Annotated in this window: 2 protein-coding genes; both read left to right on the top strand. The window is 73.6% G+C overall.

Features of this window, described 5'->3' with window-relative positions; translation table 11 throughout:
- Window positions 1-1,442, top strand: a 1,442-nt coding sequence (locus ACWJ6R_RS13760) for a PKD domain-containing protein (protein ID WP_449062594.1), incomplete at its 5' end; no start/stop codon positions are given.
- 183 nt (window positions 1,443-1,625) lie between these two features.
- Window positions 1,626-2,228, top strand: a complete 603-nt coding sequence (gene rfbC, locus ACWJ6R_RS13755) for a dTDP-4-dehydrorhamnose 3,5-epimerase (protein ID WP_449062593.1) — start codon at window positions 1,626-1,628, stop codon at window positions 2,226-2,228.
- Window positions 2,229-2,245 lie beyond the last annotated feature (17 nt).

Here is a 2,245-nt window from a genome sequence, read left to right as displayed (position 1 = left end):
CGGCGAACGCCTACAACGACGGCCAGTGGCACCACGTGGTCGCCACGCAGGGCTCGGGCGGCATCGCGCTCTACGTCGACGGCGCGCCGGTGGGCACCAACCCGCAGGTCAACGCCGAGGGCTACACCGGTTACTGGAGGATCGGCGGGGACAACCTGAACGCCTGGCCCTCCCGTCCGTCCAGCGACAACTTCGCCGGATCCATCGACGAGGCCGCGGTCTACTCCAAGGTGCTCACCGCCGCCCAGGTGGCCGAGCACTGGCAGAAGGGCTCAGGCTCCGGCCCCGCCAACCAGGCGCCGACGGCGTCGTTCACGGTGAGCTGCGAGGCGCTGGAGTGCTCCTTCGACGGCTCGGCGTCCGGCGACTCCGACGGCACGGTCGACTCCCACGCCTGGGACTTCGGCGACGGCCAGACCGCGACCGGGGCCACCGCGACGCACACCTACCCGGCCGCGGGCGACTACACCGTCACGCTGACCGTGACCGACGACGACGACGCGACCGGGACGGACAGCGAGGTCGTGGCGCCCCGCCCGGCGGACACGCCCTCCGCCACCCTGGCGGCGGACTCCTTCTCCCGTACGGCGAGCGGCTCGCTGGGCACGGCGGAGACCGGCGGGACCTGGACCCTCCTGGGCGGCGCGGGCAACTTCTCGGCGGACGGCGGCGCGGCCAAGGTGACCCTGCCCGCGACGACCGCGAGCCCCCGGGCCTTCCTGGAAGGGGTCTCCAGCACCCACTCGGACGTCACCTACCGGATCTCGTCCGACAAGGCGGGCACCGGCAACGGCATCTACCTGTGGGGCGTCGGCCGCCGGATCAGCGGCCAGGGCGAGTACCGCGCCCGGGTCCGGCTGCTGCCGTCGGGCGTGGGGCTCTCCCTCACCCGGACCGCGGCTCCCAACACCGACAACCTGCTCACCGGCGAGCAGTTGATCCCGGGGCTGTCCTACACGCCGGGCGCGGTGCTCCGCATCCGGGTCCAGGTCACCGGCACCTCGCCGACCACGATCTCGGCGAAGGTCTGGGACGAGGCCGGCACCGAGCCGGCCGACTGGCAGGCGACCGTGACGGACACCACGGCCGGGATGCAGGCGGCCGGCGGCGTGGGCTTCGGGGCCTACCTGTCCGGTACGGCGACCAACGCGCCGATCGTGCTGACGGTGGACGACTTCGCCGCCGTGAACACGGCCTCGGGACCGGCCGCGTCGTTCACCGCCGGGTGCACCGGGCTGGTCTGCTCGGTGGACGCCTCGGCCTCGACGCCGGGCTCCGCCCCGATCGAGTCCTACACCTGGAGCTTCGCGGACGGAGGCGCGGGGTCGGGCGCCACCGCCCAGCACGCCTACGCCCAGGCGGGGACCTACCGCATCACCCTGACGGTCACCGACGAGGACGGGCGGACCAGCGTGACCACGCAGACCGTCACGATTTCATGAGATAACAGGATCCGACCGTTCACCGGCGTACGGCTCGCACCTCTCCGGAGGCGCGGGCCGTACGTCGTCGCCGCCCATCCGCCGGACCCCATCCGTTCCGCACCATGCGTCCCGGGCCATCCGCCCTGGACCATCCGTCCCGCACCATGCGTTCCGCACCGGAACCTCGCGAAAGGCCCGCACGTGGAGAGACTGTCGATCGAGGGAGCCTGGACGTTCACCCCCGTCGTCCACGCCGACGAGCGCGGGGCGTTCCTCGAGTGGTACAAGGCCGGTCCCATGGAGGAGGCGGTGGGCCATCCGCTCCGGCTGGCCCAGGCCAACTGCTCGGTGTCGCGGCGCGGGGTGCTGCGCGGGGTGCACTTCGCGGACGTGCCCCCGGGCCAGGCCAAGTACGTGACCTGCGTCAGCGGGGAGGTGCTCGACGTGGTGGTGGACGTGCGGGTCGGCTCGCCGACCTTCGGCCGGTGGGAGGCCGTGACCCTGGACGAGTGGTCGCGGCGCGGCGTCTACCTGGCCGAAGGGCTGGGCCACGCGTTCATGGCGCTCAGCGAGCAGGCCACGGTCGTCTACCTCTGCTCCGAGCCGTACGCCCCGGGCCGGGAGCACGGGATCGACCCGCTCGACCCCGAGCTGGGCATCGCCTGGCCCGCCGGGGTCGAGCCGGTCCTGTCCGAGAAGGACGCCAAGGCCCCGTCCCTGGCCGAGGCGCGCGCGGCGGGGATCCTGCCGGACCACGCCGCGTGCCTGGCCTTCCGCGACCGGCTCAGGACGGCCGCCCGGTAGCCGCCGCCGGGACCGCG

It is taken from the genome of Planomonospora algeriensis (assembly GCF_977012225.1).
Note: the sequence above shows the minus strand (reverse complement) of the source record. Positions and strands in the feature narration are given on the sequence as shown.